Raw genomic sequence first — 25,206 nt, 5'->3', positions numbered from 1 at the left:
TTTCTTCATTCGATGGGGTGGCTGATGGGGCTCGAACCCACGACAACAGGAATCACAATCCTGGACTCTACCAACTGAGCTACAGCCACCGCAAGCGTCGAATTATAGCTCGAAGTCCACTCGACTTTTCACCCGGATGCCGGGTGAAGTCGATCAACGTGGTGCGGCGGCCGCAGCAGCAGGTTCCGGAACCAGGATGCGGACCTTGAACCGCTCCTTGAGCATGTCGTAATAGGCCACGCCTTCGGCGGCGGACCACCACTGGGTGTACTGCTGCACCTCTTGCGCCAGGCGCTGTGCGTCGCCCGGTTCGCGGGGCAGCACCTTGTCCACCCTGACCACCGCATGCCCCTGCTCGCCCAGGCTCACGCCAACCCAGGCCGGCAGAGCCTTGGGGTCTGCACTGAGCGCTGCCGTGAGCACCTGGGGCAGGACGCCCTGCGGGTTGTCACGTGAAACCGTGACCGCTGCTGCAAGCCCTGTGGTGTCGCCTCCCGCTTTCCATGCGGCCAGCTTTTTCTCGCCCTCTTCTCGCGCCAGTTCGGCAGAGCGCTGTGCCACCAGTCTTTGCCGCACGCTCTCGCGGACATCGGCCAGAGGCAGGGTGCGCGCAGGTGAGTGCTGGACCACGCGAGCCGAGGTCAGTTGACCAGAGCCGGTTTCAACGGCCTCCGTGTTGCGCTTTCGCTCGATGGATTCGGGCGAGAAAATCGCCTCAAGCAACGCGGGGTTGGCCAGAACGCCAGCGTCTTGCTGAGGCTGGCGGGTCAAGCCTTTCGCCTCCTGGATGTTGAGTTTGAAGCGCTCTGCGGCAGGCCGAAGCGAATCGGGTTGTTCGTACACCAGGTTGCTGAAGGCTTCGGCTGAGTCCGCAAAGAGGCGCTGTGCCTGCTGTCGCTTCAGATCCTTCTCGATCTCGGCGCGCATGTCCTCAAAGCTCTTCAGTGGGGGAGCCTTGATGTCGGTGAGCTGAATGATGTGAAAACCGAATTCGGTTTCCACCAGATCGGAAATGTCGCCCTTCTGCATCGCGTAGACCGCATCTTCAAACGGCTTGACCATGGAGCCGCGAGCAAAGAAATCGAGATCGCCTCCATTTGGCGCCGAGCCGGGGTCCTGCGATTGTGATTTCGCCACTTCGGCAAAGGTCTGGGGTGCACCCTTTACCTGTGCAAGCAGCGCAGCAGCGCGCTCACGAACAGCAGCCTTGTCGGCATCAGAAGCGCCCTGGGGCACGGTCAGCAGGATGTGGCTGGCGCGACGCTCTTCGGAACCTGACAAGCGGGCAGCGTTCTGTTCGTAGTAGGCCCGCACATCGGCCTCTGCCAGCACGACCGACTTTTCCAGCGCCGCTGCGTCGAGCACGAGGTACTCGATATCGGCCTGCTCGGGTGCCTGAAACAGCGCCGCGTTGCTGCTGTAAAACGCTTCGATCTCGGCCTCGGTTGGTTTCACGCTGGCGGCAAAGTCTGTGGACAGAAACTGCGCCACCCGGATCTCGCGCCGTTCAAAGAAGGCGTTCAATGACACATTTGCCAGCGCCTCGGTGGCGAAACTGGTGCCCTGGATGGCTTGCGCAACTTGCCGCTGCGAAAGATCGGCCCTCACCCTCGCCTCGTACATCTCGGGCGTCAAGCCCTGACGACCCAGCAACACACGGTATGCATCCACATCCAGCGTGCCGTCCGGACGACGCAAGGAAGCAATGGTTTCATTGGCCTGCAGATCCTGTGCCAGCCGGCGATCGCTGGTATAGAGGTTGAGTTTCTGAGCCGCAGTGGCCAGAACCCGCTGGCGCACCAGGCGCTCCAGGGTGGCGTAGCGCGCCTCTTCGCTGTCGAGCATGCGCGCGTCCAGAGAAGGCATGGCTTCACGCAGACGTTGCGATTCGGTCTGGTGCGCCCGATCCCATTCCAGCTTGTTGATTTCTTTTCCGTCGACGGTGGCCACTGGTTCCCCGCCTTCGTTGAAGCGGCTGTAACCCTCGACGCCGAACAGCACGAACGCTGGAATGATCAGGATCATCAAGAAGCCCATGAGGTACTTCTTGTGATTGCGGATGGAATCGAACATGCCTTGATACCCTGAAACAAAAGACCGGAGCCACCCACTCGGGCGCTGCGGCAACATAAAAAAAGGCGAACCCGGGTTCGCCTTTTCAGTGGTGGTGGGTGCTGACGGGGTCGAACCGCCGACCTACGCCTTGTAAGGGCGCCGCTCTACCAACTGAGCTAAGCACCCCACCGGAAACCTGCAGATCGCATCAGTTCAGCGCATCTTTGAGGGCCTTGCCCGGGCGGAACTTCGGGACCTTGGCGGCCTTGATTTTAATCTCAGCACCCGTGCGTGGGTTGCGCCCTTTACGCGCCGGGCGTTTCGTCACGGCAAACGAACCAAAACCCACCAGCGAAACGGTGCCGCCCTTTTTGAGCGTGGTGCGAATGGCGGTGATGGTGGAGTCCAGCGCTCGCGCAGCTGCCGCCTTGGAGATGTCGGCGTGCTTGGCGATGTGTTCGACGAGTTCGGTTTTATTCACAAATAGCCCCTCTTGAATTGATTGAAAGAATCCGTGTGGAAAGGTGCAGGCCGACGGTACTGTTGGTATCGCGGGCAAACCCTGTGAGCTCCGATGGGCACCTGCGCAACCCATCGGGCCACGCCAGAGCGCCGGGTGATTAGACCCACGGGCCGCCACCGCTGTCAATACGCGTGCGGCACTGGAGCTCACCAGACATCACGAAACGCGAGATTCTAGTCGCTTTCACAACGGGTGCTGGCGGGCCGGCCCAGTCACAGGGTCTCAGCGGCGCAACGTTGGACCCTTCCGTGGTCAGGCGCCCAACAGCGCCTGCTCGATGGCCTTGCCAACGTCACTGGTCTGGGCGGAGCCACCAAGGTCGGGGGTGCGCGGAGCCCCGCTGCCAGGCGACAGGACCGACTCGATGGCCTGCATCACGGCGTCATGGGCCGCACGATGCCCCAGGAAATCGAGCATCATGGCGCCACACCAGATCTGCCCGATCGGGTTGGCGATTTGCCGTCCTGCGATGTCGGGGGCGGAACCGTGCACCGGTTCGAACAGAGACGGGTGCGTGCGGTCCGGGTTGAGGTTGGCACTGGGCGCGATGCCGATGGTGCCAGTGCATGCCGGACCCAGATCGGAGAGGATGTCGCCAAACAGATTGCTGCCCACCACCACATCAAAAAAATCGGGGCGCTGGACGAAATGGGCGGTGAGAATGTCGATGTGGAACTTGTCGACCCTGACGTCCGGATACTGTTTGGCCATCTCCGCCACGCGTTCGTCCCAATAAGGCATGGTGATCGCAATGCCGTTGGATTTGGTCGCGCTGGTCAGGTGCTTTTTGGGGCGCGAGCGCGCCACCTCGAAGGCGTAACGCAACACCCGATCCACGCCGATGCGTGACATCACTGTCTCCTGTACCACGATCTCGCGCTCGGTACCGGGATACATGCGCCCGCCAATGCTGGAGTATTCACCCTCGGTGTTTTCGCGCACGATCACCATGTCGATCTCGCCGGCCAACCGTGGACTGCCGTCACGGCGCACCACCGGTGCGGTCACACCTGGCATGAGCTTCGCAGGCCGGATGTTCACGTACTGATCGAACTCGCGTCGGAACAGCAACAGCGAACCCCACAGCGAGATGTGGTCAGGCACTTTGTCCGGCCAGCCCACCGCGCCGAAATAGATGGCCTCGTGGCCACCGATCTGGTCCTTCCAGTCATCGGGCAGCATCTTGCCGTGCCGCTCGAAATAGTCGCAACTCGAGAAATCAAAGTGGTCGAATTGCAGCTCAATGTTGAACCGGGAAGCCGCCGCCTCCAACACCCGAAGTCCTTCAGGCATGACTTCCTGGCCAATGCCATCTCCGGCGATGACAGCGATGCGGTGCTTGCTCATGGTGTTCTCCTGCGGTTGAAATCTCATGCCATGGCCACAGCATAGCCCTTAGCTGAGCAACAATAATGGAATCAATCATTTCCTCATGAGAAACAATTGGAACGTTCCGATCTGGAGCTTGTCACGGCCGTCCGCCAACATGGCAGCCTGGTCATGGTGGCCAAGGCCCTGCGTGTGGCCCCATCGGCCATCACCAAACGACTCGCCGCCCTTGAAGCCGAACTCGGCCTGCGCCTGTTTCAGCGCACGACCCGCCGCGTCAGTCCGACTGCCGAGGGCGACGTCCTGTGCGAGCGCGCAGCCCGGATCCTGAGCGCTTTTAACGAACTGGAATCCGAGCTCAGGGAACGCCAGGTCGAGCCTGCCGGCCCGCTGCGCTTGGCAGCCACCTTCGGTTTCGGCCGGCTCTGGGTGGGACCTGCCCTGGCCGACTTTCAACACCGCTACCCCAGGGTCGCGATCGACCTGCAACTCACCGAGCGCCTGCCGGATCTGGCGGTGGAGGGCTTTGACGGTGCCATCTGGCTGTGGAACGCGCCTGACGAACGCGCCGCCGAGTGGGTGTCCAGACGGCTGGCACCCAACCAGCGTGTGCTGGTGGCCGCACCCAGCTACGTTCTGGCCCACGGCACCCCCCGAACATCGCAAGACCTCCATGCACACAACTGCCTCGTCGTGCGCGAGAACAGCAGCCCGGTCGATCGGCATATTGACCATTGGCGACTGCAGCGGGGCGTCGAGCCCCAGGTGCTGCACCTGCCAGCAAGCGGCAGCATGTCGTGCAACTCGGGCGAGATGGTGCGCGACTGGTGTCTGGCCGGACAGGGGATCATGCTGCGTAGCCTGTGGGACATCGGACCCCAGCTGGCCAGCGGGCAGTTGGTGCGTGTGCTGCCTGAATATGCGATGACGGATGCAGACATCCACTGGCTGGCACCTTACCGGCCACAAAATCCCAAACGCATTCGCCTGCTGGTGGATTTTCTCGCCGAACGCTTCCGCGAAGAACCGTGGAAAGTCAGGCGGCCCTCGCCGGCCTCACGACCAAGCTCACGCCGAAAGCGGTGAGCGCAATGCCGGCCACCGTCACGAGCGTGATGGGCTCGTCGAACAGCATCCAGGCGATCAGCGCGGTACACGGTGGCACCAGGTACATCAGGCTGGTGACCGATGCCGCCGCTCCACGCTGAATCAGCATGTAGAGCAGCGAGCTGCCACCCAGGGTCAGGCCCAGCACCGACCAGGCCATGGCGCCGGTCAGCTCCCAGTTCACGCCAGCATCGCCGTGCGTCCAGCGCATGGCCTCAAACTCCAGCAGGGCCAGCGGCAGTGTCACCAGAAACGCGGCAAGCAACTGCACGGCATTGGCAGAGCGCACGTCGCAGGCCGCCACATAGCGCTTCTGGTACAGCGTGCCCACGGTGATGGCCAAAAGCGCCATCACGGCAAACGACAGATTGATCCAGTTGGCCTGGTCGCCCGGCCCGCCTGCGCCGAACTTGCGCGACACCACCAGCACCAAGCCGGCAAAGCCCAGCAGGAGCCCCATCCATTGGCGCCTGGAGACCTTGGCACCCGTGCCCGAGAGCCAGATGGCCGTGAGCACCGGCTGAATGCCCACGATCAGCGCCGACAGGCCGGAGCCCATGCCGGCCTTGATGGCGGCCCATACGCCGCCCAGGTACCCCGCATGCATGAGAACCCCGGTCACCGACAGGTGCAGCCACTGCTTGCGACTGGACGGCCACTTGACACCCGAGAACCAGATCCAGGGCAGAAAGCACAGGATGGACAGGGCGTACCGCACGGCCAGGAACTTCATGGGGGGTGCGTGCGGCATGCCGTAGCGCGCCACGATGAAGCCCGTGCTCCAGATCAGCACGAACACCCAGGGCATGGCACGCAGCCACGCGTTGTCCTTGGTTGTGCTCACCATGTTCGCATTGGGCAGCGGATCAGCGCGCGCGGGCGCGAATTTCCGGCAAGGCTTTTTGCAGGTAATACACCATGGACCAGACCGTGAGCACCGCAGAGGCCCAGATGAGCCAGGTGCCCCAGAGATGGGTATCGATCATCCCGAACACACTGCCATTGAACAGCAGGAAAGGAATGGCCACCATCTGCACCGTGGTCTTGACCTTGCCCAGCATGTGCACGGCCACGCTCTTGGTGGCGCCAATGATCGCCATCCATTCCCGAAGCGACGAAATGGCGATTTCCCGACCAATGATGATGAGGGCCACGAACACGTCGGCCCGGTCCAGATGCACCAGCACAAGGAGGCTGGCGCAAACAAGGAACTTGTCGGCCACCGGATCCAGGAAGGCACCGAAGGCCGAAGTCTGGTTGAGCTTGCGGGCCAGGTAGCCGTCGGCCCAGTCGGTGGCTGCAAACACAACGAACATGATCGTGGCGATCAGGTTCTTTTGGGCCATGCTCATGCCTTCCAGATAAAACACCCCGATGATCAGGGGAATCGCAATGATGCGCGCCCAGGTCAGCAAGGTAGGAAGGTTGAAGAACATGACGCGATTATGCGTTGGCGCCGCCCGGGCGTTTCAACCATGTGGTTTTGCAGAAATCAGGCGAGAGGTGACCTCGACGAAATGCCGTCTCGCAGGCCAGGGCCATCCCATCGCAGCTGTCAGTGGAGCGCCCGGTAGATGGCATCGGCCAGCTCGGCTGAAATGCCGTCCACGGTGCACAGATCTTCCACGCTGGCCGATGCCACGCCACGCACACCGCCAAAGCGCTGCAACAGCCGAGCACGCTTTTTCGGCCCGACACCAGGAATATCTTCCAGCCGGCTGCCCCCGGTGCGCACCTTCGCCCGCTGGGCGCGCATGCCGGTGATGGCAAAGCGATGGGCCTCGTCGCGGATTTGCGCCACCAGCATCAGGGCGGCGGAATCGTGCCCCAGGTAGACCTTGTCGCGCCCGTCGGCAAACACCAGCTCTTCCAGACCGACCTTGCGGCCCTCACCCTTCTCCACGCCCACAATGAGCGAGAGATCCAGCCCCAACTGCTCAAACACCTCGCGCGCCATGCTCACCTGACCCTTGCCACCATCGATGAGCACCAAGTCGGGCATTCGTGGACCGGAAATGGCTTCTACCGTGGGTTCAGGCAGAGCGGTGTCGGCGGGGTCCTGCTCTGCGAGCGCTGGGGCTGAAGGCCCCAACACCGAATCCTCGGTGCCGGCCGGCACGAGTGCCTCGCCAGTGTCTTCCTTCATCGCCTCGGCAATCTTGCCGTAGCGGCGCAACAGCACCTGCCGCATGGCGGCGTAGTCGTCGCCTGGCGTGATGCCTTCGATCTTGTAGCGCCGGTACTGGCTGTTCTGCATCTTGTGGCCCTCGAACACCACGCAGGACGCCTGAGTCGACTCTCCCGCCGTGTGCGAGATGTCGAAACACTCGATGCGCAGCGCGTCCAGCTGGTCGTCGGGCAGATTCAATGCATCGGCCAATGCGCGGGTGCGGGACTGCTGGGAGCCCTCTTCGGCGAGCAGGCGCGCCAACGCGATCTCGGCGTTTTTCTGTGCCATTTCCAGCCAGATGCGACGGTGCTCACGCGGCTGGTGCACGGCGCTGACCTTGGCGCCCGTCTGCTCGGAAAGCGCATCCAGCAGTGGCCTGCCCACCGCGTGGCTGGTCACCAGTGTGTGCGGCATGGCAATGCCCAGGTAATGCTGGGCAATGAAAGCTTCCAGTACCTGCCTGGCCACGCGCTCGCTGGGTTCTCCTGGCTGGGGAGCCTCATCGTCGGCCAGCGCGCCTTCGATGGCAGAGGCGTCTTCCACATGAGCAGGGAAATACGGCCGGTCGCCCAGATGGCGGCCGCCCCGGATCATGGCCAGGTTCACACAGGCGCGACCGCCCTGCACCTTCACGGCCAGCACGTCCACGTCCTTGTCTGACACGGTGTCCATGGCTTGCTGGTGCAACACCCGGGACAGCGCCGACATCTGGTTGCGGATCTCTGCCGCCTGTTCAAATTCCAGTTTTTCTGCGTGGCCCATCATGCGCTGCTCCAGTGCGTCGAGCACGGCCTGGGTTTCACCACGCAGAAAGCGCTCGGCATCGGCCACATCGCGCGCATAGGCTTCGCTGTCCACCAGGTCCACGCAGGGGCCGCTGCAACGCTTGATCTGGTAGAGCAAACAAGGGCGCGTGCGGTTGGCGAACACGGTGTCTTCGCAGGTGCGCAGGCGAAACACCTTCTGCAGCAAGGTGATCGACTCCTTCACCGCCCAGGCGCTGGGGTAAGGGCCGTAGTAGCTGTGTCGCCGATCCACCGCGCCGCGGTAGTAGGCCATGCGCGGGAATGCGATGGAGGGCGAGGGCTGGCGCGGCGCCGTCCGAAAGGTTTCGCGGGTACCGGTGATCTTCAGGTAGGGGTAACTTTTGTCGTCCCTGAACAGGATGTTGAAACGCGGATTCAGCGTCTTGATGAGGTTGTTTTCCAGCAGCAGCGCTTCGGCCTCGGAGCGCACCACCGTGGTCTCCATGCGCGCGATCTTGCTCACCATGTGCCCGATGCGGGTGCCGTCGTGGTTCTTCTGGAAGTAACTGGCCACGCGCTTCTTCAGGTTGCGCGCCTTGCCCACATAGAGCAGTTGGCCCTGGCTGTCGAAATAACGGTACACGCCGGGCAGGCCTGGCAGGGTGGCAACTTCACTCAGCAGTTGTTCGGAATGGGTCTCGGACATGGGCGCCATTGTGAACTGAGCGGCAAGGGTCGTCATGGCAGGTGGGCCAGTTTGAAATGCGGCAAGATCACGGCCATGGTTCATCCTTCCAGAGTCACGCTTGCCAACCACGACCGTCCCACGTGGGATGTGTTCTGCCATGTGGTGGACAACCTGGGCGACATCGGTGTGTGCTGGCGCCTGGCCACCAACCTGGCTGCGAGAGGACAACACATCCGGCTCTGGATGGACCAGCCCGAACCGCTGCGCTGGATGGCGCCGGGCGCATTGGAAGGCACACACCCCTGGATCGAGGTGATTCCGTGGACCACACCGCTGCCAGCAGGTTTGTGCGAGTCACTGACACCCGCCCAGGTCTGGGTGGAAACCTTCGGCTGCCACCCGCCCGAAGAGGCACAAGAGGCCCTGGCAGCCCATCTTGCCACGGGCGTAACGCCGCCAGCGTGGATCAACCTCGAATACCTCAGCGCCGAGCCGTATGTGGAGCGCTCGCACGGCCTGCCATCACCGGTGATGAGCGGACCGTTGAAAGGTTTGGGCAAATGGTTTTTCTTTCCCGGGTTCACGGCCGCCACGGGTGGGCTGTTGCGCGAGCCCGATCTGGAGGCGAGGCGCGGGTCGTTCAGCGCAGCAGCATGGCGCGCGCGCATGCAGATCCCAACAGATGCACTGGCGGTCAGCCTGTTTTGTTATGAACCTCAGGCGCTCGAAATGGCGCTACTCCAGTCAGCGCATCGGGACCGGGCAGTGCACTGGTTGATCACACCTGGCCGTGCCGCAGCCGCCGTGCAAACCCTGCGCATGCGAAAGGTATCCGCACCCTGGGCATCAGGCGAACACATGCATCCCCTGCCCCTTCAGGATCAGGCGGGGTTCGATGAGCTGCTGTGGGGGTGCGATCTGAATTTTGTGCGCGGAGAAGATTCGCTGGTGCGCGCGCTGTGGGCCGGCAGGCCTTTTGTCTGGCAGCTGTATCCGCAAGATGAGGGCGCCCACCTGATCAAGCTCGCAGCCTTTCTGGACTGGCTGCTAGCGCCAGACGACCTGCGTCAATTCCATCTCGCCTGGAACGGTGGAGCGCCTGCTGAAACCCTGCGTTGGCCCGATCCCGCCAGTCTGGCAGAGTGGAAAACGACGGTCGAGTCAGCGCGGGTGCGGCTGTTGCGCCAGCCCTCGTTGGCGGAACAACTGCTGAGCTTCGTGGAGCAAGCAGCCGCGCAAAGGACCTGAGTCCTTTCACACGAAGGCAAGGCCCACCGTCAAGGTGACGGCATCAGCGACACCGTCTGTGGCGTCCAGATGCCTGTGCCCGGATTACTTGCAATGCGGATTTCGCCATTGCTTGTGCGGCGCAGAACGAGCTCGGCTTGCGCATCGCCATTGACGTCGGTCACTGCCGCCAACTGGAATCCGGATGGCAGGGCCGTCAGGGCCGTTTGATGTGCCGACATGGTGAATGCCAAGCCAGTCCCCTGGCTGAGTGAATAGCGGATCGCGCCCCGGTTGTTGAAAACGAAATCCGGCCGACCATCGCCGTCTATGTCCGGTGTGGCGACCAGGGTTCCTGCCAGATTCAGCGCGCCCACGCTCAAAAGGAAGGGATTATTGGGCAAGGTGTCGCCCTGCCAATGGACAAAGTGGGCCTCCTTCGGCATGCGACTGTTCCGGAAGAGCACCTGTGCGCGGCCCGTGCCGTTGAAGTCACCCACTGCCACCGGCGCGAACGTGGTGATCAGTCGCCCATTCAGGTCTGTGAAGCCAAAGAGGAAGTCCACGAGATCAGGGACATAGTTGCCTGAACCGTTACGAGAGAGCAGCACCAACTGCATCAGCCGCTGGCGAGGATCGTAGAGCGCCAGATCGGCGATGCCATTGCCATCAAAGTCGCCCAGACCTAGCACCTTGATGCTGCGGTCCATTCGGGCGTGCAGCAGCCACTCGCCGGTCTCAGTCCCGCCGCCGTTGTCACGTTCCTGCAGCACACTGAGGGTTTCGGTGCCAAACAGGCCCGGGCGGCGCAGCACCACGTCGTCACGACCATCGCCGTCAATGTCTTGCACCGCCACGATTTTCGCGGTTCCATATTCCAGCGGTTGGAAAACCGCTGGTGAGCGCCACGTGTCGTCCTCGCTGAGGCCATTGGCAGTACCGTTGAGACGGGCGGCCTGGTAGGCGGTGCGCCCGAGCGGGCTGGCCCGCAGGTCGCGCAGCACCAGCTCGCGCGGACCGGTGGTGTGGCCTGTGCGCGCCACCATGACCAGCGGCCGGGTGGGGGTGTGCAGCCAGTTGCGCAAGCCGCGGGAATAGGCCGTGGAAAAACGGCCATACTCGTCGGGCAGGCCATTGCCCGCCGTGCCAGCCAAGTTGCACGCCGAGAAACCACCCCACAAGGTACCAATCACCTGGTTTTGGGCATTGAGCAAAGCAGAGCCACTGCTTCCACCCTGAGTCGCTCCTTCGTGCCAGAGAACGCGAAGGAAATTACTGGAACGGGCGGGCGATGCAAATCCGAGGCTGCGCATCAAGTGGTCACCACCGGGGTGGTGCAGCCCCACCACGGCTTGCGTGCCCGTTTGTGTGGCCGCACTCCAGCCCGCGAGCGTGAGACCGTCGGCTGGCACGTGGTAGTTGCCATCGAAAGGACGCAACAGGGCCATGTCGGCCCCTTTGCGAACGGTTTCAGAATACAGGTACTCGAGACCTGCTGCAAACAGTGCATAGCGGGAATCCACGGTGGAACCGCCACAAGTGGTGGAGCGAAAGAACAGGTAGGCGTCGGTGTCGTAAGCGCCTGCCGCCGTGCCGATGCAGTGGTCGGCCGTCAGCACATAGGGTGCATTGGTTTGTGCACTTTCGCCCACCAGCATGCCGGAACACAAATAGTTCGACATGAAGCCGAACTTGTCGTACCGCACAAAATCCAGAAACAGCGCGGCGTCTGCCACTTGCGGCGTAGCCCCCCCGCACACAAAGTCGCGTTGACACGCACCAGAGAAATTGCCTTCCCGACGTTTCTCTGTACTCCGGTCAAACGCCTCTTCCGTGCTCATCACCATGTGGATGACCCGGTCCACGCTCAGGCGCACGGCCGACGTAGAAACACCCGGGGGCACTGCCACCTCGACAACACCCACCGACCCGGCCGAGGCGGGCGCCCAGTAGGTGCTACCGCCTTGCAACGCGCCGGCCTGCTGCTTGGCCTGCATTCGAGCCAGGACCTGCGATGCCGGCAACTCCACCATGGTAGTCGCCTCCGGTGCGTAGAAACGCAGCAGGGCTTCGGGAGGCAGCGCGTCAATCTGAAGACCCAGCCGGACGCCTTTGGCATCGCCGGTATTCACGGCCAGCGAACCTACCTGCCAGCCGTCGGGCAAGGTGCGCCAATTCCAATTCGAACCTTCGCTTCGGGTCAATGCCGAGACTTGCGGCGACAGCCTGCGCCCGACACCCGTACGCACCAGCCGCTGCTGCATCTCGTCGCTGGGTTTGCCACTCTCGTCCTGCGAGCTGGTCAATTCCGCAGCCGACAGTGCACCAAGTTGCACGACATTCGCCTGCGGCGCCAACGCCAGTTCGCGTGGCTGCATGGGCGACCGCCCCCCGGATCTGGCCGCGGCCACCGGATACGAGCTTGCACTTTCCGATTCAAAATCCTGGCTCAGCGCTGTGTCGGTGTCGTCGACCGGTTCTGCGCCCACACCAGGCTGAAAAGAAGGGAACTCGCCGTCGACCGGCTCTTCAATACCACCCCCTTGGCTGCCATCGGCAACCTGTACCGGCATCACCGTGGGTGTGGTTGTGCTCTCGCCACCTTCAATACCACCACAAGCGGCGAGGAGCGCCGCCGCCAAGAGGCAGAAACCCCGAAACAACCCAACTTTCAGCTGCATGCGCCCTCCTGACGAATCTTGCGAATGGATGCGACCAGCATGGCGTCTGGCGGCCGCCAACAGTGTAACTAAATAACTACTACTGCCGGGCACCTTTGATCCGCCAAATCCCACCGTCTGCGCAGTCTTCATGAGCTCGCAAGCCGACGAAACGCTGGAAAGCTGCCCCGCTATGCCACACCGGATGCGTCGACTAAAATAGCGGGTTTTGCGGACCAGCCCGGGTCTACCGGCTGATCCTTCTGCATCTGCCTCGCCGCACAGATCGCGACCACCACCCACGTTCCAGGGGCCGCATGGCCACTCAGGAAACGCGCGGCCCAACCGATGGAATCCTATGAAAATCGCTCAAGAACTCCGCGCCGGCAACGTCATCATGCACGGCAAGGACCCGATGATCGTGCTGAAAACCGAGTACAGCCGGGGCGGCCGTGGTGCTGCCACCGTGCGCCTCAAACTCAAGGCCTTGCTCAACAACATGGCCACTGAAGTCGTCTGCAAGGCCGACGACAAGATGGACCAGATCATTCTGGACAAGAAGGAGTGCACCTACTCCTACTTCGCCGATCCCATGTACGTGTGCATGGACGCCGACTACAACCAGTACGAGGTGGAAGCCGAGAACATGGGCGACGCCCTGAACTACCTCGAAGATGGCATGACCGTTGAAGTGGTGTTCTATGACGGCAAGGCCATCTCGGTCGAGCTGCCCACCAGCGTGGAACGCGTGGTGACCTGGACCGAACCCGCCGTCAAGGGTGATACCTCCGGCAAGGTGCTCAAGCCCGCCAAGATCGCCACCGGCTTTGAAGTCGCGGTGCCGCTGTTTGTGGCACAAGACGACAAGATCGAGATCGATACGCGCACGGGTGAATACCGCCGCCGGGTCTGATCGATTAACGATCTCGCTGACATCACTGAAGGCTCCTGCGGGAGCCTTTTGATTTTCCCTCTCACCGCTGAGCCTGCATGGACCTCATCGCGCGCATCACCGACGTCATCCTCCCGGTGTTCCTGATCGTGGCCATCGGCTTTGGCTACGCCCGCCGCAGCGACCCCGACATGACGGTGTTCAACCGGGTTGCGCTCGATGTGCTGGCGCCGGTGCTGGTGTATTCGGCACTCGCTGCGAAAGACTTCCACATCTCCGAACACGCCACCCTGCTGATCGGTGGTGCCATCCTGATCCTGGGCAGTGGCCTGATTGCATGGCCCATCGCGCGTGCTTTCGGTGCGCAGCCCCGAACGCTGGTGCCGGTGGTGATGTTCAACAACTGCGGCAACATGGGGCTACCACTGGCGCTGCTGGCCTTTGGCTCGGCGAACTTCGGTGCGGCTGTGGCGCTGTTCTCGGTCAGCAACCTCTTGCACTTTTCGATTGGTGCGCGCATCACCAGCAGCCACGCCCGCACGCGCGACCTGTTGCTCAGTCCGCTCATGATCGCCACGGCACTCGGCTTCCTCAGCGCGATGACCGACATCAGGCCACCCGATGTGGCGATGGCGGGTCTGAAGCTGCTGGGCGATGCACTGCTGCCCATGATGCTGTTCGCGCTGGGTGTGCGCTTGACCGCACTGACGCGCGCAGGACTGGGCATGGGCATGCTGGGCGCCCTGGCTCGCCCGCTGATCGGTCTGGCGATCGGTCTGCCACTGGTCTGGGCACTGGGGCTGGAAGGCGCAGCCAAAGGCCAGCTCCTGTTGTTTGCTGCCCTCCCCCCTGCTGTGATGCAGTTCATGCTGGCTGACCGCTACCACCAGGAGCCGGACAAGGTTGGTGCGATGATCATGCTGGGCAATGCGCTGGCCATCGTCTTTGTACCGCTGGCGCTCGCACTCAGCCTTTGAGCCGCGCCCCCTCATTTCGATCAACGTCAGGAGTCAATTCATGGAAGCCACACAAGACATCAACGAACGCCGCCTGGCAGATGCCTGGGCCGAGCTGCAGGCCCATGCCAACGATGGTCACCCCCTGCAGGCAGACGCTTACCGGCTCGCCTTCGCGGACCCCGAATTCATGCTGCGCCGGGAAACCCGTGGCATGCGCTTTCAACTGGAGATGCTCAAGCCCGATCTGGCACAACAGGACCTGGGCATCGAGAACACCATCGTGGTGTTCGGCAGCGCCCGCTTCCGCGACGCCGCCGAATCTGCAGAACAGCTGGTTCGCGCAGAGCGCAGCGGCGAACCCCGCGACATTGCGCGCGCCAAGGCGCTGGTGCGCAACGCCCATTACTACGATCAAGCGCGCGAGTTCGCACGCATCGTGGCGCGCTACAGCAAGGCATGCCCTAAGGAAGACCAGTTGTTCATCTGCACCGGTGGCGGCCCCGGCATCATGGAGGCAGCCAACCGCGGCGCGCACGACGAAGGCGCGCTCAACGTCGGCTTGAACATCGCCCTGCCCCACGAGCAGGCCGCCAACCCTTACGTGTCACCGCGACTGAGTTTCAAGTTCCACTACTTCGCCTTGCGCAAGATGCATTTCATGATGCGCGCCAAGGCCTTGGTCGCTTTTCCCGGTGGCTTCGGTACCCTGGACGAACTGTTCGAGGTGATCACGCTGGTGCAATGCAAGAAGGCCAAGCCGGTACCGATCGTGCTGTTCGGCAGCGACTACTGGAAACGCCTGATCAACCTCGATGTGCTGGTCGAGGAAGGCACCATTTCGCCAGAAGACCTGCAGTTGTTCAACTACGTGGACGACCCGCAGACCGCGTGGGAAACGGTCAAGCAGTTCTACGACCTCCCCAAGGTCTGACCCGGCTGCCAGACGCGAGGATGGGCACATCATCCTGGCGTGCAAACTTCTCCGAAGCAAAACAAAGAGCCGCTGCCTGAACGGATCAGAGAGCGGCTTTTTTTAGAGCAGCAACGGTGCGAACCCGACTGCACCTACTCGGACCAGCCTCCGCCCAGCGCCCGATAGAGCGCCACCTGATTCTGTTGTTGAGCCAGGCGGGTTTGCACCAACGCCTGTTCGGTGCCGAAGAGTGATCGCTGCGCATCCAGCACATCCAGAAAACTGGCCACGCCATTGCGATACCGCAATTCAGCCAGACGGAAGCGCTCGGCCTCTGCGGTGGCCTGGACCTGCTGAGCGCGCAGCTGCTCACCCAGGGTGGCTTGTCCCGCCAGCGCGTCGGCGACCTCGCGGAAGGCGGTCTGAACGGCTTTTTCGTATTGGGCGACGGCGATGTCGCGACCGACCCTGGCCGATTCGAGTGATGCCCGGTTTCGCCCTGCATCAAAGATCGGCAACAGCGCCTGCGGCGCCAAGGTGAAACCCCATGACCCGTCCTTGAACAGGCCGGACAACTCACTGCTGGCGGTGCCTGCACTGGCCGTGAGCGAAATGCGCGGGAAAAAAGCCGCCCGCGCGGCACCGATGTTGGCGTTGGCTGCAATGAGTTGCTGTTCCGCCTGGCGAATGTCGGCGCGCCGCTCCAGCAGGTCGGACGGCAGGCCCGCAGGCACATCGCTCAACAAGGGCTGCATCGCAGTACCGCCCTCACCGGTGGATGCGGCTGGCTGGCTCGGTTCGAGCAGCTTGGCCGGGATGGGTTGCCCCACCAGCAGGGTAAGTGCATTCAGGTCGAGCGCGCGCTGGCGCTGTTGTTGAGCGAACGAGGCCTGGGCTGCGGCGGTGAGCGACTCGGCCTGGCGCAAATCCAGCGCCGATGTGGCGCCGTTGTCAAAACGCAGCTTCGTCAGACGCAGTGAGTCCTCCCGGGTGGCCAGTGTTCGCTGCGTGAGCGCCAGAAGATCGTCACTGCTTTGCAGGCTCAACCAGGTGCTGGACACCGCCGCCACCAGGCTGGTCTGAGCAGCCCGCTGTGCCTCTTCGCTCGCGAGGTACTGCGCCAGCGCCGCCTCTTTCAGACTCGCAATACGCCCGAAGAAATCAATCTCCCAACTGCTCAATGCCAGGCCGGCACTGTAGGTACTGCTGATACCACCGTTGCCATCGGGCTGGCGATTGCCGCTGGCGGCAAGCCCCAAAGACGGTAACTGATCGGCACGTCGGATCTGGTACTGTGCGCGCACCTGCTCGATGTTCAACGTGGCCACACGCAGATCGCGGTTGTTGGCCAACGCCAGCGCGATCAGCTCACGCAGATGGGCATCCCCAACGAACGAGGTCCAGGCCAGGGCTGGCGCAGTGGCCTGCGTGCCGGCATTCGACCCGAGTGAGGGATAAGCATCAGCCACCGGCGCCGCGGGGCGCTCATGGGTGGGAATGAACGAGCAGCCCGCCAGGACGGCCGCCGCCACGAGCGAAAGCGCTGTGCGCAACTTGGGACCAGTGGATTCATGCATCGCTGTGCACTCCCATGTGTTCGGCATCGGCCGCATGCAAGCGGCGCTGGCGGTCGCTGCCCTTGAACAGCGTGCGCACCACGACAAAAAAGATCGGAACAAACACCACGGCGAGGATGGTGCCGGTGACCATGCCACCGATCACACCCGTGCCAATGGCACGCTGGCTGGCCGAGCCGGCACCGGACGACAAGGCCAACGGCACCACGCCCAGCGTGAACGCCATCGAGGTCATGACGATGGGCCGGAACCGCAGGTGGGCAGCGGCCAGGGCCGATTCGATCACGCTCTTTCCCTGGGCCTGAAGGTCCTTGGCGAACTCAATGATCAGAATCGCGTTCTTTGCCGAGAGGCCGATGATGGTGATCAGGCCCACCTGGAAATACACGTCGTTGGAATAGCCGCGCAGCATCGTGGCCAGCAACACCCCCAGCACACCCAGCGGCACCACCAGAATCACCGAGAGCGGAATCGTCCAGCTCTCATACAGCGCGGCCAGGCAAAGGAACACCGCCAGAATGGCAAAGGCATACAGCACCATGGCCTGGGAGCCGGCCAGTTTCTCTTCACGCGACTGGCCTGTCCATTCGAAGCCCATGCCCTGGGGTAACTGGGCAGCCAGCTTCTCCATCTCGGCCATTGCCGCGCCGGTACTGGCGCCGGGTGCCGCGCTGCCACTGATGCGCATTGACGGATAGCCGTTGTAGCGCACGGTCTGCATGGGCCCGGTGATCCAGCTTGTGGTGGCGAACGCCGACAGCGGCACGGCCTGACCCTGCCTGTTGAGCACGTTGATGCGCAACAGGTCCTCGGGTTGCATGCGCGCGGGTGCGTCGGCTTGTACCACCACGCGCTGCAGGCGTCCGGCATTGGGGAAATCGTTCACATAGCTGGACCCGAGCGCCGTACCAATGGCGCCGCTGATGGCATCGAAGCCCACGCCCAGGGCATTGGCCTTGTCGCGATCGATGTCGATCTGCAGCTGGGGCGCGTCCTCCAGGCCGTCAGGGCGCACCTGAGTCAGCACCTTGCTCTGGGACGCCATGCCCAGCAACTGGTTGCGAGCACCCAGCAGCGCCTCACGACCCAGACCAGCGCGATCCTGCAACCGGAAGTTGAAGCCGGATGAGGCACCCAGCTCCGGAATTGGTGGCGGACTCAGCGGGAAGATGAAGGCGTCACGGACACCGGAGAGCGCGCCAAACGCACGCCCCGCCAGCGCCTGTGCCGAACTGCCGGGGTCCGAGCGCTCGGCCCAGTCCTTGAGCGTCACGAACGCCAGCGCCGCGTTCTGTCCTTGCCCGGAGAAGCTGAAGCCCAGCACCCCGACCATGCTCTGCACTTCCGGTTGCTGCAGCATGAAGCCTTCGACCTGCTTCATCACCTCCAGCGTGCGCTCCTGTGTGGCGCCCGGTGGCAACTGCACGTTCACCAGCATGGTGCCCTGATCCTCACCGGGGAGGAACGAAGTGGGCAGACGGTTGTAGACCCAGGCCACCGCACCGATGATCACGGCGTAGATGACCAGCGTGCGACCAGCGCGCGGCAGCAAGGCCGCCACACCGCGCTCGTACCCTTTGGCGGTACGGGAGAAGCCCCGGTTAAACCAACCGAAGAAGCCCTTCTTCTCGTGGTGGTGACCGGCTTCCACCGGCTTGAGCAGCGTGGCACAGAGGGCCGGCGTGAGCGAGAGCGCCATGAAAGCCGAGAACGCAATCGACACCCCCATCACGGCGGCAAACTGGCGGTAGATATTGCCCACCGAGCCGGCGAAGAACGCCAACGGCACAAAAACCGAAATCAGTACAACGGTGATGCCGATGATGGCGCCCGAAATCTGGCCCATGGCTTTTCGGGTGGCTTCCAGCGGGGGCAAACCCTCCTCGCTCATGATGCGCTCGACGTTTTCCACCACCACGATGGCGTCGTCCACCACGATGCCGATCACCAGCACCATGCCGAACATGGTCAGCACGTTGATGGAAAAACCCATCGCCAGCAGCACGGAGAACGTACCCAGCAATGCCACCGGCACCACGATGGTGGGGATGATGGTGTAGCGGAAGTTCTGCAGGAACAGGAACATCACCAGGAACACCAGCGCCACGGCTTCTGCCAGTGTGATGGCCACTTGCTGGATGGAAATTTTCACGAAGCGCGAGCTGTCGTAGGGGATCGACCAGCTCATGCCTTCGGGAAAGAATTTCTCCAGCTCGGTCATCTTGGCGCGCACCGCATCGGCGGTAGCCAGCGCATTGCCACTGGGCGAGAGCTGCACACCGATACCGGTGGAAGGCTTGCCATTGAGGCGTGCTGAAGTGGCATAGGCCTGCGCACCGAGTTCGATGCGCGCCACGTCTTTCAGGCGTACGGTGGAGCCATCGGTGTTGGCTCGCAGCACGATGTTGCCAAACTGTTCCACATTGCTCAGCTGGCCGTTGACCACCACGGTGGCGGCGATGCTCTGTCCCGCAACGTTGGGCAGTGCACCGATTTCGCCTGCAGACACCTGGGCATTCTGTGCCCGAATCGCTGCCGCCACGTCGGCCGCGCTCAGGTTGTATCCCAGCAGCTTTGTCGGGTCGATCCAGATGCGCATGGCCCGCTCGGTTCCGAACAGCTGCGCCTGACCCACACCGGGCAGCCGCTGCAGTTCAGGGACCACGCTGCGCGAGGCGTAATCACCCAGGGCCACCGGGCCCCAGGCCGGATCGTCGCTGGAAAGGATGGCAAACAGCAGGAAGTTGCTGCGCGACTTGTCCACCCGCACGCCCTGCTGCGTCACCGCTGCCGGCAGCCGGGGCGTGGCACGTGACAGGCGGTTTTGCACATCCACTTGCGCCAGATCTGCATTGGTGCCGGTCTCAAAGCTCAGCGTGATGCTGCCGGTGCCGTTGGCCTGCGCCACCGACTCCATGTAGATCAGGCCCGGGGAGCCGTTCATTTCCTGCTCGATGACCGACAGCACGCTGTCTTCCAGCGTGGCCGCCGAAGCACCCGGATAACTGGCGTTGATGACGATGGCAGGAGGTGCCACCGGTGGGTACTGTGCGATCGGCAACTGGGTGATGGACACGCCGCCCAGCACCATGATGAACAGCGCAATCACCCACGCAAAGATGGGTCTGTCAATGAAGAACTTCGCCATGTGGGGCGCTCCTTAGCTCGTCGCGCCGGCCGGTGCGGGGGCTTCACCTTTCGCAGGCGCCTCCGCTCCCTGGGGCTTCCAGGGCACCGCCTTCACAGGGGTACCGGGCGGCATCATCTGCAGCTTCTGGAAGCCATCGACCATGACCTGCTCACCGGCCTTGAGCCCTTCGCGGATGACCCACTGGCCATTCTGCTGGCCACCCACCTTGACCGACCGGCGTGAAATCTTGCCTTCGGCGTCCACCACGCTGACCGTGTCGCCCTGCGCGGTGCGCGTCACCGCCTGCTGGGGCAAGGTGACCGCGTCGCCGGCCGTGGCCTGCTCCAGGCGCACGCGCACGTACAGACCTGGCAGCAGCGCGCCGCCCGGATTGGGCACTTCAGCGCGCAAAGTGATCTGACCCGTGGCCGAATCCACCGTCAGGTCCGAGAACAGCAACCGGCCCTGCTTGTCATACTCGCTGCCGTCTTCCAGCACCAGCCGCACGCTCGCCGCATCTGCACCGGCGGCCTTGAGTTGCCCCGCCTGCATCGAACGGCGCAGCGCCATGACTTCTGCCGCCGATTGGGTGAAGTTGACGAACATCGGGTCAACTTGCTGAATCACCGCAAGCGGCGTGGCCTCGCCCTGCCCCACCAGCGCGCCTTCGGTCACCAGCGAGCGACCGATGCGACCGGCGATGGGCGCCGTGACGTTGGCGTAGCCCAGATTGATCCGGGCGGTCTGCACGGCGGCCCTGGCCACGGCCACATCGGCTTCGGCCGACTTCTGCGCCGCTTCGGCGTTGGCGAACTCCTGATGGCTGATGGCGTTTTCGGCCACCAAGGGCTTGTAACGCTCGGCCAGCGCCGTGGCCTGTGCTTTGTTGGCCTCAGCGCGGGCCAGCGAGGCCTGGGCACTTTGTAATGCTGCTGCATAGGGCCCCGCATCGATGCGGAACAGGGCCTGCCCGGCCTTCACGTCGCTGCCTTCGCGGAACAAGCGTTCCTGAAGAATGCCGGCCGCCCGGGCACGAACCTGGGCGACACGCGAGGCTTCAAGACGGCCGGGAAGCTCGGTCACCAGCCCGACGTCGCCCGGGGTCACCGTGATCACACCGACCTCGGGCGCAGGCATGCCACCTCCCGCAGGCGCCGCACCTTCGGGCGCAGCGCTCTGCCCACAGGCCACCAACACGGCAGACAAGGCCATCACAGACAAGCCACGAGCCATTTGAGGCGGAGGCAGCGGAGCAGACCAGATGCGCAGGATGGGCACGGTCTTGATGAAGCTCAAGGCGGGCATGAGAGTCCTTGGGATAGAAGGTGGAAGCCGCACGACCACAGGGTATACCCTGACAGCTTGTGCTATTGCAAAGCGGCAAAGTATACATACATGCACGAATGTATGTATAGTCCCGCCCATGACAAAACTGTAAGCCAACCGGAGAAACACGATGGTTCGTCGAACCAAAGCCGACGCACTGGCCACACGCAACAGCCTGCTGGATGCTGCCGAACTTTTATTTCAGGCCAATGGCGTCTCGCGCACCTCGCTCAACGACATCGCAGTGGCTGCAGGCACCACACGCGGCGCGATCTACTGGCACTTCAAGGACAAGGCAGACCTGTTCAACGCCATGATGGAGCGTGTGACCATGCCGCTGGAATCCACGCTGGCAGGTACGGCGTGCAACGCCAGTACGATTGACGATCCCCTGCTCTCACTGCGCGACTTGATGATGGCCGCGCTTCGGCAGACCGCCACGGACGAACAGACCCGGCGCGTTTTTGAGGTGGCCACGCACAAGGTGGAATACGTGACGGAAATGCAGGCCGTGCGAGACCGTCACCTTCAGGTGCGCAATCAGTGTGTCGCAATGACCGAGAAAGCCCTGCATGAAGCGGTGGTCCGAGAGGGCATCCTGCTTCCGATCCCGCTCTCCACTGCAGCACTGGGCCTGCATGTGATCATCGACGGCCTGATCCAGAACTGGTTGCTGGACCCGCAGGCCTTCGACCTTGAAGAAAGCGGGCGCGACACAGTGGATGTTTACTTTGCGGGCCTGGGCTTCAGTCATTCCGGCGCTCAGGCACCGCATCAGCCGGCACCGGCGCACGAGATGCCAGCTTGAGGTGAAGCGCCGCCTGGGCCATGAGGTTGGCTGACACGGGAGCCGTCACGAACACGAACAAGGTGATCAACAATTCGGCGATGCCGGGGCGTCCCTGACTGGCGGCAACCAGCATGGAAGCAATCAACACACCGCCCACGCCAAGGGTGGACGCCTTGGTCGGCGCGTGCAGGCGCATGTAGAAGTCGGGCAGTCGCGCCAGGCCAAGTGCACCCACCAGTAGAAAAAAGGCAGCGATCACGATCAGGGCGGCGGCTGTCCATTCGATCAGGGGATTCATGTCGTCTCCTTATTCGACCACGTCGCCGCGGCTGAGGTAGCGCGCCAAAGCCACGGTGGACGCAAATCCGAGCATGGCCACCAGCAAGGCCGCCTCGAACAGCAAGGGCGTGTTCCAGCGCATGCCCAGCACCACGATGAGGGCCACGGTGTTCAGGTAGAGCGTGTCCAGCGCGAGCAGGCGGTCAGTGGTTTCAGGTCCGAACAACAACCGCCACCCGCACAACAACAGAGAGACGGTGATCGCGGCCAGCGCAATATTCAGGGCAATGCCAAGAATGCTCATGTGTTGCTCCCGGTACGGCCCTGCTGGCCAAAGATCCGCATCAGCGGCGCTTCATAACGGTTCTTCATGTCGTCGATCATGGCCTGGGCGTCATCACAATTGAGCGCGTGCACCAGGATCACATGCCTCTGCTCGTCAACCACGCACGACACGGTGCCCGGCGTGGTGGTGATGATGGTGGCAAACAGCGCATTGATGCGGGGATGGTCGGTGGCCAGGGGCACAGGCAACCAGGCGGGCTGCGGACGGCTCATGGGGCCGAGCACCAGCCGCGCCACGGTGATGTTGGACAGCACAACGTCCTTGAGAACCACCGCGCTCAGGCGCAGTGCCGCTATCCAGTCGATTCGGTTCGCTGGCGCCAGAAAGGGGTGCAACAGGCGAGGCACGATCAACCCGATGAGCAGGGCCGAGAGCAGGTGCACCAATGCCAGGCTGTGCGAAAGAGCGAGCCAGCTCACACCCAGCAGCACGGAAAGCACCGGGTGGGCCAACCATGTCGCCCTGGATGCGGGCAATCGAGGCGCGGTTGCGGGTTCGGTCATGGACGGTCCTCCGTTGACTTGACGGCTGGCTCGGGTCGCGTGCCGTCGTAGGGTCGCATGGTGGGCGTGGTAGCGCGATCAGGGCCCAGCACGGCGCGCACATAAAGGGCCTGATCGGCGAGTTGGGCGGCAGCCGCATCGGTGTAGCGCTTGATGGGCGACGCCAGCACGGCCATGGCCACCGTCATCAGCATAATGACCCACACGGCTGACAGCAGCTTGAGACTGGAGCCCGAGGCACCATTGCTCTCACCTTGCGCCGGTTGCACATGCCAGAACACCACCACACCGGCGCGGGCCAGTCCCACGATGGAGAAGAAGCCGACCAACAGCACCACGGTCCAGACCCAGGCCTGGGCGGGCAGGCCCGAAGCACTTTCCAGCACCATCAGTTTGCCCAGAAACCCAGGCAACGGGGGCAGGCCCGCTGCCGAAGCGGCGCCGAAGATCATCATCAGGCCGAGCAACAGCGGTTCTCGCACCGCCACCGCAGGGCGCAACCTGTCTTGCGCTTCTCCGCGTTGTGAGGCCATGAGCTCCACCAGCAGAAACAGTCCCGCGATCACCACGGTGCTGTGCAGCGTGTAATAGAGAGCGGCAGAAAGGGTGCCGGTCGTGAAAAGACCCACGCCCGCCAGGATGGTGCCCACGGAGGACACGGTGAGGTAGGCCACCAGCCGTGCCATGGAATGTGCGGCCAGTGCCCCCAGCACGCCGAGCACGCTCGTGGTGAGCGCCAGCGGCAACAGCCAGTCCTGCACCGCCAGCGCGGCCTCACCGGCTTCCACACCAAACACACCCCAGTGCACACGGATGATGCTGTAGACACCGACCTTGGTCATGATGGCAAACAGTGCCGCCACAGGCGCGCTCGCCGACGCATAGGTCGCGGGCAGCCAGAAGTACAGGGGTACGAGGGCGGCCTTCAGGCCGAACACCACCAGCAGCACCAGCGCCGCAGCGCGCGCGAGGAATGCGGCATCGCCCGTGAGCTGCCCGACACGAAACACCACATCCGCCATGTTGAGTGTGCCGGTGACGGCATAGACCATGCCCAGGCCGATCAGGAAGAGCCCCGACGCCGCGAGATTGAGCACCACGTAGTGCACACCCATGCGGAATCGCTCCTTGCCTTGCCCGTGCACCAGCAGCACGTAGGAAGCGATGAGCAGCACTTCGAAGAACACGAACAGGTTGAACATGTCGCCCGTGAGAAAGGCGCCACACAGACCCATGAGCTGAAACTGGAACAGGGCGTGAAAGTGCCGTCCACGGCAGTCCCAGCCGCCCGTGGCGTACCACATGGCGGGCACGGCCACCGCGTAAGTGAGCAGCACCATCAGGGCCGAAAGGCGATCAAGCACCAGCACGATGCCGAACGGCGCAGGCCATTCGCCCATTTGGTAGACCAGCAACTCGCCCTTGGATGCATGCCAGACCAGACTGGCTGCCATGAAGGCGCCAAGCAATACCGAGCCCATGGCCAGTCGCCGACGCCAGCGCAGGCGGGTGTCGTCATGGGCACCGCCCTGCGCCGACACGCCCGACGGGTCCCCAACAAGCAGCATGAGGATCGCGGTGAAAGTCGGCAGAAGCACCGACAGCACAGGTGCGTGCTGCAGCCAGAAAGCACTGATCACACTCCACATCAGTTGCGCCCTCCGGGTTCACGGCCATCGACATGATCGGTGCCACTTTCATGGCTGCTGCGCAAGGCGAGCTCGATCACGAAACCGGTGGTGGCAAAACCGATCACGATGGCCGTGAGCACCAGCGCCTGCGGCAGCGGATCGGCCACGGCCCCCTCGCCCACCAGAATGGGCTGGGCGTTGGTCCACAGGCGGCCCATTGCGAAGAGGAACACGTTGACAGCGTAGCCAAACAGCGACAGGCCAAGCACGACAGAAAAAGTGCGCCCGCGCAGCATCAGGTACACCGCACAGGCCGTGACAAAGCCAATGCCGGAAGCCAACAGGAATTCCATGC

General features: G+C 63.1%; 21 protein-coding genes and 2 tRNA genes. 6 read left to right on the top strand and 17 right to left on the bottom strand.

Annotated features, from left to right (window positions below; translation table 11 throughout):
• Positions 1–13 precede the first annotated feature (13 nt).
• The 5 genes from J2W49_RS06290 to J2W49_RS06270 form a co-directional block, all read right to left on the bottom strand.
• Positions 14–89: transfer RNA gene (locus J2W49_RS06290), tRNA-His, on the bottom strand.
• A gap of 64 nt (positions 90–153) precedes the next feature.
• Positions 154–2,073, bottom strand: coding sequence for a SurA N-terminal domain-containing protein (locus tag J2W49_RS06285; RefSeq protein ID WP_310313075.1), 1,920 nt, complete (start codon positions 2,071–2,073; stop codon positions 154–156).
• Between the two features lie 92 nt (positions 2,074–2,165).
• A tRNA-Val gene (locus J2W49_RS06280) sits at positions 2,166–2,241 on the bottom strand.
• 22 nt (positions 2,242–2,263) lie between these two features.
• A complete protein-coding gene (locus tag J2W49_RS06275; RefSeq protein ID WP_304913224.1) occupies positions 2,264–2,536 on the bottom strand; it encodes an HU family DNA-binding protein in 273 nt (90 codons plus the stop codon).
• Positions 2,537–2,830: 294 nt separating this feature from the next.
• Positions 2,831–3,925: a tartrate dehydrogenase gene (locus tag J2W49_RS06270; RefSeq protein WP_310313072.1), complete on the bottom strand. Its 1,095-nt coding sequence runs from the start codon at positions 3,923–3,925 to the stop codon at positions 2,831–2,833.
• 96 nt (positions 3,926–4,021) lie between these two features.
• Between J2W49_RS06270 and J2W49_RS06265 the strand changes: the two genes are divergently transcribed.
• Positions 4,022–4,993, top strand: coding sequence for a LysR family transcriptional regulator (locus tag J2W49_RS06265; RefSeq protein ID WP_310313069.1), 972 nt, complete (start codon positions 4,022–4,024; stop codon positions 4,991–4,993).
• Here J2W49_RS06265 and J2W49_RS06260 read toward each other — a convergent pair.
• The 3 genes from J2W49_RS06260 to uvrC all read right to left on the bottom strand — a co-directional run bounded on the left by J2W49_RS06260 (position 4,944) and on the right by uvrC (position 8,636).
• Positions 4,944–5,861, bottom strand: coding sequence for a DMT family transporter (locus J2W49_RS06260; RefSeq protein WP_310313066.1), 918 nt, complete (start codon positions 5,859–5,861; stop codon positions 4,944–4,946). The genes J2W49_RS06265 and J2W49_RS06260 overlap by 50 nt on opposite strands.
• A gap of 19 nt (positions 5,862–5,880) precedes the next feature.
• Positions 5,881–6,450: a CDP-diacylglycerol--glycerol-3-phosphate 3-phosphatidyltransferase gene (pgsA, locus tag J2W49_RS06255; protein WP_310313059.1), complete on the bottom strand. Its 570-nt coding sequence runs from the start codon at positions 6,448–6,450 to the stop codon at positions 5,881–5,883.
• Positions 6,451–6,569: 119 nt separating this feature from the next.
• On the bottom strand, positions 6,570–8,636 hold the full coding sequence (gene uvrC / locus J2W49_RS06250; RefSeq protein ID WP_310313799.1) for an excinuclease ABC subunit UvrC: 2,067 nt from the start codon (positions 8,634–8,636) through the stop codon (positions 6,570–6,572).
• Between the two features lie 75 nt (positions 8,637–8,711).
• Between uvrC and earP the strand changes: the two genes are divergently transcribed.
• Positions 8,712–9,866: an elongation factor P maturation arginine rhamnosyltransferase EarP gene (gene earP, locus J2W49_RS06245; protein WP_310313057.1), complete on the top strand. Its 1,155-nt coding sequence runs from the start codon at positions 8,712–8,714 to the stop codon at positions 9,864–9,866.
• 29 nt (positions 9,867–9,895) lie between these two features.
• Here the strand turns inward: earP and J2W49_RS06240 are convergent, their stop codons facing one another.
• Positions 9,896–12,526 (bottom strand): FG-GAP-like repeat-containing protein, encoded by a 2,631-nt coding sequence (locus tag J2W49_RS06240; RefSeq protein ID WP_310313054.1) that lies wholly within the window; start codon positions 12,524–12,526, stop codon positions 9,896–9,898.
• Positions 12,527–12,863: 337 nt separating this feature from the next.
• On the opposite strand from J2W49_RS06240, the gene efp reads away from it, so the two are divergent.
• The 3 genes from efp (at position 12,864) to J2W49_RS06225 (ending at position 15,287) form a co-directional block, all read left to right on the top strand.
• On the top strand, positions 12,864–13,418 hold the full coding sequence (gene efp / locus J2W49_RS06235; protein WP_304913231.1) for an elongation factor P: 555 nt from the start codon (positions 12,864–12,866) through the stop codon (positions 13,416–13,418).
• A 77-nt stretch (positions 13,419–13,495) separates the two neighbouring features.
• The gene (locus tag J2W49_RS06230) at positions 13,496–14,374 is read left to right on the top strand and encodes an AEC family transporter (protein ID WP_310313051.1); all 879 of its coding nucleotides are present in this window, start codon (positions 13,496–13,498) and stop codon (positions 14,372–14,374) included.
• A gap of 40 nt (positions 14,375–14,414) precedes the next feature.
• Positions 14,415–15,287 carry an LOG family protein gene (locus J2W49_RS06225; protein WP_310313049.1) on the top strand — a complete coding sequence of 291 codons (873 nt, stop codon included), beginning with the start codon at positions 14,415–14,417 and terminating at the stop codon, positions 15,285–15,287.
• A gap of 134 nt (positions 15,288–15,421) precedes the next feature.
• On the opposite strand, the gene J2W49_RS06220 is transcribed toward J2W49_RS06225, so the two are convergent.
• Genes J2W49_RS06220 through J2W49_RS06210 form a run of 3 tightly spaced genes read right to left on the bottom strand, consistent with a single transcriptional unit; the run spans position 15,422 to position 21,209 of the window.
• The gene (locus tag J2W49_RS06220) at positions 15,422–16,846 is read right to left on the bottom strand and encodes an efflux transporter outer membrane subunit (RefSeq protein WP_310313047.1); all 1,425 of its coding nucleotides are present in this window, start codon (positions 16,844–16,846) and stop codon (positions 15,422–15,424) included.
• Positions 16,839–19,994, bottom strand: coding sequence for an efflux RND transporter permease subunit (locus tag J2W49_RS06215; RefSeq protein WP_310313044.1), 3,156 nt, complete (start codon positions 19,992–19,994; stop codon positions 16,839–16,841). Before J2W49_RS06215 ends, J2W49_RS06220 begins: the two co-directional genes overlap by 8 nt.
• 12 nt (positions 19,995–20,006) lie before the next feature.
• Entirely contained in the window at positions 20,007–21,209 is a 1,203-nt protein-coding gene (locus J2W49_RS06210) for an efflux RND transporter periplasmic adaptor subunit (protein ID WP_310313796.1), read from the bottom strand.
• A gap of 223 nt (positions 21,210–21,432) precedes the next feature.
• On the opposite strand from J2W49_RS06210, the gene J2W49_RS06205 reads away from it, so the two are divergent.
• Positions 21,433–22,110 (top strand): TetR family transcriptional regulator, encoded by a 678-nt coding sequence (locus tag J2W49_RS06205; protein WP_310313041.1) that lies wholly within the window; start codon positions 21,433–21,435, stop codon positions 22,108–22,110.
• On the opposite strand, the gene J2W49_RS06200 is transcribed toward J2W49_RS06205, so the two are convergent.
• The 5 genes from J2W49_RS06200 to J2W49_RS06180 are packed head-to-tail and all read right to left on the bottom strand — an operon-like array spanning position 22,049 to position 25,204.
• Positions 22,049–22,390 carry a Na+/H+ antiporter subunit G gene (locus tag J2W49_RS06200; protein WP_310313037.1) on the bottom strand — a complete coding sequence of 114 codons (342 nt, stop codon included), beginning with the start codon at positions 22,388–22,390 and terminating at the stop codon, positions 22,049–22,051. The two genes, J2W49_RS06205 and J2W49_RS06200, sit on opposite strands and share 62 nt — an antisense overlap.
• Positions 22,391–22,399: 9 nt before the next feature.
• Entirely contained in the window at positions 22,400–22,675 is a 276-nt protein-coding gene (locus J2W49_RS06195; protein WP_310313035.1) for a K+/H+ antiporter subunit F, read from the bottom strand.
• Positions 22,672–23,220 (bottom strand): Na+/H+ antiporter subunit E, encoded by a 549-nt coding sequence (locus J2W49_RS06190; protein WP_310313032.1) that lies wholly within the window; start codon positions 23,218–23,220, stop codon positions 22,672–22,674. The genes J2W49_RS06195 and J2W49_RS06190 overlap by 4 nt, the downstream gene beginning before the upstream one ends.
• The gene (locus tag J2W49_RS06185) at positions 23,217–24,869 is read right to left on the bottom strand and encodes a monovalent cation/H+ antiporter subunit D (protein WP_310313029.1); all 1,653 of its coding nucleotides are present in this window, start codon (positions 24,867–24,869) and stop codon (positions 23,217–23,219) included. Before J2W49_RS06185 ends, J2W49_RS06190 begins: the two co-directional genes overlap by 4 nt.
• Positions 24,869–25,204: a Na+/H+ antiporter subunit C gene (locus J2W49_RS06180; RefSeq protein WP_310313793.1), complete on the bottom strand. Its 336-nt coding sequence runs from the start codon at positions 25,202–25,204 to the stop codon at positions 24,869–24,871. Before J2W49_RS06180 ends, J2W49_RS06185 begins: the two co-directional genes overlap by 1 nt.
• Between the last annotated feature and the right edge of the window lie 2 nt (positions 25,205–25,206).

Origin of the sequence: Hydrogenophaga palleronii (assembly GCF_031457455.1) — a bacterium.
Lineage (GTDB): Bacteria > Pseudomonadota > Gammaproteobacteria > Burkholderiales > Burkholderiaceae_C > Hydrogenophaga > Hydrogenophaga palleronii_A.
This window is presented reverse-complemented; position numbering and strand designations above follow the sequence as displayed.

What these genes read in the sequence shown, in the direction of transcription:
- uvrC (WP_310313799.1), bottom strand. Translation starts at nt 8,636, where the DNA reads ATGTCCGAGACCCATTCCGAACAACTGCTGAGTGAAGTTGCCACCCTG.
- earP (WP_310313057.1), top strand. Translation starts at nt 8,712, where the DNA reads ATGGTTCATCCTTCCAGAGTCACGCTTGCCAACCACGACCGTCCCACG.
- J2W49_RS06225 (WP_310313049.1), top strand. Translation starts at nt 14,415, where the DNA reads ATGGAAGCCACACAAGACATCAACGAACGCCGCCTGGCAGATGCCTGG.
- J2W49_RS06215 (WP_310313044.1), bottom strand. Translation starts at nt 19,994, where the DNA reads ATGGCGAAGTTCTTCATTGACAGACCCATCTTTGCGTGGGTGATTGCG.
- J2W49_RS06200 (WP_310313037.1), bottom strand. Translation starts at nt 22,390, where the DNA reads ATGAATCCCCTGATCGAATGGACAGCCGCCGCCCTGATCGTGATCGCT.
- J2W49_RS06210 (WP_310313796.1), bottom strand. Translation starts at nt 21,209, where the DNA reads ATGGCTCGTGGCTTGTCTGTGATGGCCTTGTCTGCCGTGTTGGTGGCC.
- J2W49_RS06205 (WP_310313041.1), top strand. Translation starts at nt 21,433, where the DNA reads ATGGTTCGTCGAACCAAAGCCGACGCACTGGCCACACGCAACAGCCTG.
- J2W49_RS06220 (WP_310313047.1), bottom strand. Translation starts at nt 16,846, where the DNA reads ATGCATGAATCCACTGGTCCCAAGTTGCGCACAGCGCTTTCGCTCGTG.
- J2W49_RS06195 (WP_310313035.1), bottom strand. Translation starts at nt 22,675, where the DNA reads ATGAGCATTCTTGGCATTGCCCTGAATATTGCGCTGGCCGCGATCACC.
- J2W49_RS06270 (WP_310313072.1), bottom strand. Translation starts at nt 3,925, where the DNA reads ATGAGCAAGCACCGCATCGCTGTCATCGCCGGAGATGGCATTGGCCAG.
- J2W49_RS06185 (WP_310313029.1), bottom strand. Translation starts at nt 24,869, where the DNA reads ATGTGGAGTGTGATCAGTGCTTTCTGGCTGCAGCACGCACCTGTGCTG.
- pgsA (WP_310313059.1), bottom strand. Translation starts at nt 6,450, where the DNA reads ATGTTCTTCAACCTTCCTACCTTGCTGACCTGGGCGCGCATCATTGCG.
- J2W49_RS06180 (WP_310313793.1), bottom strand. Translation starts at nt 25,204, where the DNA reads ATGGAATTCCTGTTGGCTTCCGGCATTGGCTTTGTCACGGCCTGTGCG.
- J2W49_RS06240 (WP_310313054.1), bottom strand. Translation starts at nt 12,526, where the DNA reads ATGCAGCTGAAAGTTGGGTTGTTTCGGGGTTTCTGCCTCTTGGCGGCG.
- efp (WP_304913231.1), top strand. Translation starts at nt 12,864, where the DNA reads ATGAAAATCGCTCAAGAACTCCGCGCCGGCAACGTCATCATGCACGGC.
- J2W49_RS06230 (WP_310313051.1), top strand. Translation starts at nt 13,496, where the DNA reads ATGGACCTCATCGCGCGCATCACCGACGTCATCCTCCCGGTGTTCCTG.
- J2W49_RS06285 (WP_310313075.1), bottom strand. Translation starts at nt 2,073, where the DNA reads ATGTTCGATTCCATCCGCAATCACAAGAAGTACCTCATGGGCTTCTTG.
- J2W49_RS06260 (WP_310313066.1), bottom strand. Translation starts at nt 5,861, where the DNA reads ATGGTGAGCACAACCAAGGACAACGCGTGGCTGCGTGCCATGCCCTGG.
- J2W49_RS06190 (WP_310313032.1), bottom strand. Translation starts at nt 23,220, where the DNA reads ATGACCGAACCCGCAACCGCGCCTCGATTGCCCGCATCCAGGGCGACA.